Genomic DNA, 8040 nt, shown 5'->3' on the forward strand with positions numbered 1-8040 from the left:
CCAGCAGCTTTTTCCACATCAGCTGCCACCAAGCGGCCATGGGGACCACTACCCATTAATCCTTCAAGTTTCACCCCAAGCTGTTGGGCAAGCTTGCGGGCCCTGGGGCTAGCCACAACGCGATTGCTGCTAACAGGCGCTGGTGTTGCAACGGGTGCTGGAGTTGGAGTTGCTATGGGCGCAGGGGTTGCAGGTGGTGCAGAAGTTGGTCCTTTGGCTTGCAATTCCAAAACTTCGGCTTGGGTTTGCACCACCAAACCGATGGTTTCTCCCACCGGAGCAGTGCCGCCCGCTGGCAACAAAACCGCTCCAAGGAAACCAGCCTCAAAAGATTCCACATCCATGTCGGCCTTATCCGATTCCACCACCAACACCGATTCCCCTCTTTCCACCCGATCGCCCGGCTGCTTGAGCCATTCCACGATCTTCCCCTCAGTCATCGTGGAACTGAGGGCCGGCATGAAGATCTCGAAGGTTGCCATCCGCTGCTTCAGCACTGGGTTTAAGGGATCCTATCGCCGCAGCTCAAGCACCCTCGCTTAAGGCCTCAACAATGCCATCGCGCACCACAATTGAGGCTTGCAGTTTTTCAACCAAATTGTCGCCCACTTCAACGGTGCAGCTGCTTTCCAGCTGACCTTGATCAACAATTTGCTCCATTTCAAGCCCTTGCACATTCACCTGTTGATCCAGCAGGTTGCGTTTTTGCTCCTCCAGCTCAGCCCGCTTAGAGGCCACCTGTTGCTGCACCCCAGCAACTTGTTCTTGGATGCGGGGATCAAGGGGATTAGCGCTTTGGCGGCGAATTTCACTCACCACCTCTTGCCCCTCCTGCTCCAACTGGGCCAGCTGCTGATCCGTTGTAGATATCGCCTGGCTGATTTCCCGTTCGGCTTCCTCCTTCCAGCGAGGGGTAACTACAGCCCGAATGGTGATGTTGCGTTTGATCGAAAGCTGATTTGCCATTGATATGCAGTTTCAGACGCTCAAGCTTCTCAGCCTGCGTAGATCTGGTCAATCGCCGACGCATCACGATCAGCGATGCGATCGCGTTTTTGCTTAAGGGTTTGGGTAAGTAAACCGTTTTCAATGCTGAACGGTTGCACCAACGCCACCCCAGCCAAACGCTCCTCGGGCCTGGCACCCCGGCGGGCCGCGAGCTTTTTATTGAAACTACGGGTTAAGGCTTTCGTGAGAGCCAGTTCAAAATTCGGCTGATCAACCAGCACCCCGGCTTCGCTTGCAAACAGCTTTAGCGCCTCCTCCCGTGGCACGATCAACGCCCCCAATTGGCGTCGATCTTGTCCCACAAGCATCACCTGTTCCACAAAGCCAAATGAAGCAAGTTCAGCTTCCAAAGGGGCCGGCTCAATGTTTTCGCCTGAACTAAGCACAATCGTGTCTTTTGCTCTACCTGTAAGAAATAAAGAAGCGTCTGATAGCAAAAACCCCAAATCACCTGTATCAAACCAACCTTCTTGATCCAACACCGCCGCAGTGGCATCTGGGCGCCTCAAATAGCCAGCCATCACTTGGGGGCCACGGGCCAACACCAAACCTCTCTCACCCCAATTCAAAATTGGCCTTTCCCCCAATATTTCCTTGCTATCGGCATTAACAATGCGCAACTCGGTGCCAAGTAGCGGCCTACCGGCGCTACCACTGCGATTAGCCCATGGCCTACGGCAGGTGAGCACTGGGCTGGTTTCTGTGAGGCCATAACCCACTAAGAGCTGAATGCCGATAGCGGAAAAAAAACTATCTAAATGTTTTGCTAAGGCGCCACCGCCGCTATTTGCAATTATCAAACTGCCGCCTACAAGCCCACGGCGCACAGCAGGCCACAACAGCCACGCCGCCAAACAAGCCCCAGGCCAGGTGGCAATAGCAATAAGGAAACCCTTGGCGCGAGCCGGCAGCTTTTGGGGTGTATCCGCCAAATTCAAGCAACAACGCCAGCTGCTTACGTTTGCCTCTGAAATTGCAAGCGCACTTACAAGCAACAAACGCTTAATGGGCGCCATGGATTCAAGGGCTGCATAGAAGCCACCGTGAATTGCCTCCCATATGCGCGGCACACTGATCATGAAATGGGGTTTAACCCTTTGCAGATCACTGCGAAATTGCCTCAAATTTGTGTAACTCTGGCTGCAGCCACACGACAACAAGAAATAACCAGCGCTGCGTTCATAGGAATGCCAGATCGGTAAAACACTCAACACTCGATCCCCCGGCTTAGGACTAACCGCCACTCCAAGGCAACAAATTTGATGTAACAAATTGGCTTGGCTCAGAGGAACGCCTTTTGGGCGTCCCGTGGTGCCAGAGGTGTAAAGCACCGTGGCAACACGGTTTAAATCCGCTTCAAAGGGGGAATTGCAACTGGCTCCTGCAGCTAGGCCAATGAAATCAAGCCAGCTGTAAATATTTGGTAGTTGCAATCCAGTGGTGGTTGGAGCATCGCCATAAAGCAAAAGCACAAATGCGATCTTGCTTAGAGCGCCAGCTTCAAGCAAGGGCATTAGCAAGGCTGAATCCTCCAGCACTAAGGCGGTGGCTTGGCAGTCAGCCAGGATGAATTCCAGCTCAGCTACAGGTGCCTGGCTGCCCCGTACAGCTGCTATTGCACCGAGGCGCATTAGCCCCTGATCCACCCCGAGCCAGCGGGTGCCGTTTTCTGCAAATAAGGCCACTACATCAGCCGCCTTAACACCTAGATGCTGAAAACTTGCAGCCACCGTTGAGATGCGTTGATGCAGCTGCTCAAAACTCAAGCTTTCCGGCGCCGGACCATGGGCCTGATCAAGGGCCAACAAATCACCATGGCGCTGGGCCAACCTGGGCCAAAGACCGTCAACTCCCTGCAGATCTGAATAGTTAGGTTGAGCCGCTAAAGCCCGCCCATCGTTGCGATCACCGCTCCAGCGCACCCAGGCCTGGCTCATCTTGCTCACTCAAGTTGTTCAGATTCTGCTCGTTAATTGCATCGAGCCGATCCCAGCCCAAGCGCCGCGCCAGGGCCCTAGCTAGCGGTTGCTGCAACTGGGCAACAGTGCAGCCCGGCAACCATTGCTGCAGCCCAGCCACCGGCAGATCAAGGCCACAGGGTTTGATGGCAGCAAAACCGGCCAAATCACAATTCACATTCAAGGCAAGCCCGTGCTGAGTAACCCAGCGACGGGCAGAAACGCCAATAGCAGCAACTTTTTTACCCTCAAGCCAAACCCCCGTAAGCCCCGAGCGCCGTTCACCCTCAAGGCCCAATTCATCGAGAAGATCCAGCACCGCCCCCTCTAATAAACGCAGATACCAATGCAGATCACAGCGATGTCGATTTAGATCAAGCACCGGATATGCCACCAATTGACCAGGCAGGTGATGGGTTACTTCCCCACCGCGATCAAGGCGCCATAGGGGCTCTGGCGGCTTCGCGGGATCAAAACCAAGAAACTCTGCTGAGGCGCCGCGGCCGAGGGTGTAACAGGGGGGGTGCTCAAGCAGGAGTAACAGCTCCGGCCAGGGGCTCTGGTTGGGCTGGCGGCTTGAATTTTGATTGCGAATTAATAAGTGCTGCCACCGTTGCTGCCAGCTCCAAGCCTGTTCTAGGGGCACAAATCTTGAGAGAGCACAAAGGAATGCATCCGGCGATACCTGATTAGGTGCTCCTTCCATACATTGATCACATCCCTCAGCCCCACCAGGAGATCTATCCATGAAGCTTCTGATCCACGGCCGCAATCTCGAGCTCACCCCTGCCTTGAGGGACTACACAGAAAACAAACTCTCCCGAGCCGTGGGCCATTTCGATGGTTTGGTGCAGGAGGCCGATGTGCACCTTTCGGTGGCCCGCAATCCAAGGGTGCCACAACAAACCGCTGAGGTAACACTGTTTGCTTCCGGCACCGTAATCAGGGCCCAAGAACGCAGCGAAAACCTATACGCCAGCATTGATCTAGTGGCAAATAAGCTGGCCCGCCAACTTCAACGCCACAAAGATCGCCGCAATAACCATCACCAAAAAAACACTGCCCAAACGGCAGATGTTGAGCTCAATCTGAACAGTGATCTGCAAGGTGATCTCCAGGGAGATCTAACCGCCGGTCGCAGCGCCCAGCTGCCTGCCCCTGTTGTGCGTAATAAGTACTACGCCATGCCTGCGATGAGCCTTGATGACGCAATTCATCAACTGGAAGTGATCGACCACGACTTTTATGTATTTCGTGAAAAGCAGTCGGGGGAGCTGCAAGTGGTGTATCAACGCAACCACGGCGGATACGGTGTAATCCAGGCCCGCAGCTAATCGATTGTCCAGCAGATTTCCCCCCTCAGCACCAGCGGATATTGCCCAATTAATAGACCACGCTCTGCTGGATCCCCGTGCGGGCCAGCAGGCGGTGGAACTCTGCTGCCAAGAGGCCCTGCACTACGGCTTCGCTGGGGTGTGTCTTGCTTCCCGTTGGATGCCCTTGGCCCGTCGTTTGCTAGGCGATCGCGGCGTAAATAAAACCAAGCTGGTAAGTGTGGTGGGATTTCCATTTGGAGCTGTAGCAGCTTCGATCAAACGAGCAGAGGCAGAACTTGCCACCGAAAATGGAGCTGATGAACTTGATTTAGTGCCGGATTTTGCCTTGTTAATGGATGGCGAACTCACCGCCCTCCACGACGAAATCGCTGCAATTGTGGAATTGGGGCCAGAGGTGAAACTTATTCTTGAAGCAAATCAATTAAGCCAGCCGCAGCTGGAGGCCTTAGTAGAAGTTGCCTTGGATGCTGGGGTTAGTTATCTCAAATCCAGCAGTGGTTACGGACCCGCAGTGGAACCAGCCTTGATTGAACAGCTTCATTTGCTGGCGAGGGGTCAGGCCAAGCTGAAGGCCTCCGGTGGCATTCGCAGTCTTGAGCAAGCCATAGCCCTTGTGCAGGCTGGCGCTGATCGGCTTGGCACCAGCCGCGGAGTGGCCCTTGCAAAAGAACAACGGGCATAACACGGGAGCAACAATGATGGCCGCCGCCAGGGAGCGTGAAGTAACCGGTCTTTGCCTGCGAGCCATGGCACTGGGGGAACAAGACCGGCTGCTCACCTTGCTCTCCGCAGAGGAGGGCCTGGTGCGGCTAGCCGCTAGTGGTGCACGCAAACCCAGCAGCAGCCTTGCTGCTGCTTCTCCCCTCACCCATTTGCGGGGCCAGGTGAAACGGGGCCGCAGCCTCGATCGCCTTGGCCAGATCAGCATTTTTCATAGTTATGGCCGCCTTGGTCAACAACTCGACACCCTGGCCGCAGCGCAGTGGCTTTTAGAGCTGTGCCTATTGCTTGTGCCCTTGGGGCAACCGGTGGAGGGGCTTCTCAACTTGATATTGCTTCGCCTGGATCAATTGGAGGCACTGCTTATTGCAGCCCCTGAACAACGGCGCAGTGAAGCCCTTGCCCTAGCGGTGCAAAGCGGGGTGCAAATAATGCAAATGGGCGGTTATGGCTTACCGCTTCAAAGTGATTGCCGCAGTGGCGAGCAATTGCTGCCCCCTGTGGGCAATTGGAGCTGGCGTTGCAGCGTTATTCCCGCTGAAGGTTTTTGCATTGGCCCCCAACCAGGGGCAGTGCTGCTGCTGAATGCATCTGAGCTGGCGCTGCTGCAAAGGTTGCTCCGGCCCCAGTTGCCGCGTCGCGCCGATGGCAATTTGATGGGGCCCGATCCTGTGTGGGAAAGACTTTTAACTTTGCTTGGTTTTTGGTGTGGTGAGCATTTGGGGCGTACCCCCCGTTCTCTTGCCCTGCTGAGGCAGGATTAGCCGCAAGGTGCAGGGCGTATTAACCGGTGAGCGAGCAGGCAAACAAACCAAATGGACTGGAAGCTGTATTACTTCTGCGGGATTTTCGGCTGCTTTGGCTTGGCCAAATTTTTTCGCAGTTAGCAGATAAATTTTGGATCATCTTGATGGTGTTTCTGATTGCCCAAACCTGGGCCCAGAGCACTGGTGTTGAAACTGGCCCCTTAGCTGGTGCAGCGGAATTAATCCGAGAGCGGGGGATGAGTAGCGGATCGAATCTCGCCGCTGGCCAAGGCGCAAATGAAGCGCAATTAATAACGCTTTTAGCTACCGGTATCTACGCAGCAAATACGCTTCCGGCGATTTTGCTTGGCAGTGTTGCTGGGGTATGGGCAGATCGCTGGCCCAAGCGAGCTGTAATGGTGGCCTCTAACGGGCTACGGGCTCTGCTGGCCCTTGCTGTTCCCTTAATGCTGCTGCCCGGCCCGAGCTGGTTGGGCTTGAGCTGGGGCTATTGGGGGTTGCTGGCACTCACTTTTTTGGAATCTTGCTTCACTCAATTCTTTGCTCCGGCTGAACAAGCAGCCATCCCTTTATTGGTGGATCGATCCTTACTGCTACCGGCTAATTCCTTGTGCACAGCTACCACGATGGTGGCCACAATTGTTGGTTTTGCCATTGGAGAACCTGTGTTGCAACTGCTGCATCAGTTTTTCGAACAATTTGGCGTGCAGGGGGGGGAATTTCTGCTGGTGCCGATTGCCTACGGCGCAGCCGCTTTGATTTTGCTTTTTGTAAAACCCGATGAACAACTGCGCGAGAGCACCGGCAACAGCATCTGGGGCGACATCAAAGAAGGGCTTAACTTTTTGGCGGAACGCAGCAACGTTCGCGGCGCAGTTTTGCACCTGGTAGTGCTTTACAGCCTTTTAGCTGCTCTTTATGTGCTTTCGATCAGCTTGGCATCAAGGGTGCTGCAACTCGGACCCACCAAGTTCGGAGTGTTGCTCGCCATGAGTGGCCTCGGGCTTGCCTTAGGTGCCCTGCTCGTTGCCCAATTGGGATATCGATTTCACCGGCGCCTACTGGCAAGTGTGGGCCTTGGCACGATGGGCTTTTCCTTGGTGCTGCTCGCCCAGATACAGCCGCAACTGTGGCCCACCTTGCTGCTCTGCTCAGTGCTTGGCCTAGGAGCTGCCCTGCTGGGAATTCCAGCCCAAACAACCATCCAGGAAGACACACCAGAGCACCTGCGAGGCAAAGTTTTTGGCTTACAAAATAATCTCGTAAATATTGCGCTCAGCCTGCCCATGGTGCTCGCGGGGGCTTTAGTGAGCAGTGTGGGGCTAAGGCCAGTGCTTTTGTTGTTAGCTCTGATCTTGTTTGCCGGGGTACTGCTGGAGCGCCCCTGGAACATCAAAACCAACAGCCGCTGCTAATTTTCAAGCTTGCATCCAAATTGCCGCTGAATGCGTATTGCCTGGCTTGGCAAAAAATCCCCCTTCTGCGGGAATGTTTCCTATGGCCTGGCCGTTACCGAGGCACTTAAGGAACGGGGCCATGGCATCAGCTTTATCCATTTCGATACCCCCGAACGATTTGATCGAGCAGAACCCGATCAAGAAAGCAGCGGCAACCTTGAACCGGAGGTGGCCCTGCCTTATTTGATGAAATCTCAGATGTATACGATTCCATCGCCGCGAGCGAGTCGAGAATTAAGGGAATCCCTAGAAAGATTTCAACCGGATCTAGTGCACGCCAGCCTAACTCTCTCGCCACTTGATTTTCGTTTACCTGAACTTTGCCAACAATTAGGGGTTCCCTTAGTTGCAACTTTCCATCCTCCATTTGATGCAGGGCTACGCAATATCACTGCCGGCGGCCAGCAACTTACTTATCAGCTTTATGCCTCTTCCCTGGCAAAATTTGATCGGGTGGTGGTTTTTTCAGAGCTGCAGGCAGAACTATTAATTCGGCTAGGAGTTGCAAAAAATACTTTGGCTGTAATCCCAAATGGTGTGGATCCAAATATTTGGCGTCCTGGTGCTTCCCAATTGAGCGAACGCTTTAGCGGAAAACGTGTATTTCTATACATGGGCAGATTGGCAACAGAAAAAAATGTAGAGGCTTTGCTACGCGCCTGGAAATTAGTGCAACTGCCCGGCTGCGTTCTTGTGGTGGTTGGTGATGGACCATTGCGCCAAGCGCTGCAAGCCAACTACAGCAACGATGATGTGATCTGGTGGGGTTATGAAGCAGATCAAGCGATCAGGC

General features: G+C 54.3%; 9 protein-coding genes. 5 read left to right on the plus strand and 4 right to left on the minus strand.

Features of this window, described 5'->3' with window-relative positions; translation table 11 throughout:
* From KB557_RS07295 to lipB, 4 genes are all read right to left on the minus strand, one after another.
* Window positions 1-482 (minus strand): biotin/lipoyl-containing protein (locus tag KB557_RS07295; protein ID WP_255132779.1); only part of this gene is annotated, 482 nt, incomplete at its 3' end.
* A gap of 43 nt (window positions 483-525) precedes the next feature.
* A complete protein-coding gene (locus KB557_RS07300) occupies window positions 526-966 on the minus strand; it encodes a YlqD family protein (RefSeq protein ID WP_255132781.1) in 441 nt (146 codons plus the stop codon).
* Window positions 967-995: 29 nt separating this feature from the next.
* On the minus strand, window positions 996-2945 hold the full coding sequence (locus tag KB557_RS07305) for an AMP-binding protein (RefSeq protein ID WP_255132783.1): 1950 nt from the start codon (window positions 2943-2945) through the stop codon (window positions 996-998).
* The gene (lipB, locus tag KB557_RS07310; RefSeq protein WP_255132793.1) at window positions 2914-3672 is read right to left on the minus strand and encodes a lipoyl(octanoyl) transferase LipB; all 759 of its coding nucleotides are present in this window, start codon (window positions 3670-3672) and stop codon (window positions 2914-2916) included. The genes KB557_RS07305 and lipB overlap by 32 nt, the downstream gene beginning before the upstream one ends.
* A 40-nt stretch (window positions 3673-3712) precedes the next feature.
* Between lipB and hpf the strand changes: the two genes are divergently transcribed.
* From hpf to KB557_RS07335, 5 genes are all read left to right on the plus strand, one after another.
* Window positions 3713-4300, plus strand: coding sequence for a ribosome hibernation-promoting factor, HPF/YfiA family (gene hpf / locus KB557_RS07315; RefSeq protein ID WP_255132785.1), 588 nt, complete (start codon window positions 3713-3715; stop codon window positions 4298-4300).
* 4 nt (window positions 4301-4304) lie between these two features.
* On the plus strand, window positions 4305-4985 hold the full coding sequence (deoC, locus tag KB557_RS07320; RefSeq protein WP_255132787.1) for a deoxyribose-phosphate aldolase: 681 nt from the start codon (window positions 4305-4307) through the stop codon (window positions 4983-4985).
* 13 nt (window positions 4986-4998) lie between these two features.
* Window positions 4999-5787 (plus strand): DNA repair protein RecO, encoded by a 789-nt coding sequence (locus tag KB557_RS07325; RefSeq protein ID WP_399218810.1) that lies wholly within the window; start codon window positions 4999-5001, stop codon window positions 5785-5787.
* Between the two features lie 26 nt (window positions 5788-5813).
* Complete coding sequence (locus KB557_RS07330; RefSeq protein ID WP_255132789.1) at window positions 5814-7205, plus strand: MFS transporter; 1392 nt, start codon at window positions 5814-5816, stop codon at window positions 7203-7205.
* Window positions 7206-7235: 30 nt separating this feature from the next.
* Window positions 7236-8040 (plus strand): glycosyltransferase family 4 protein (locus KB557_RS07335; RefSeq protein ID WP_255132791.1); only part of this gene is annotated, 805 nt, incomplete at its 3' end.

It is taken from the genome of Synechococcus sp. Cruz CV12-2-Slac-r (genome assembly GCF_024346075.1).
GTDB lineage: Bacteria > Cyanobacteriota > Cyanobacteriia > PCC-6307 > Cyanobiaceae > Synechococcus_D.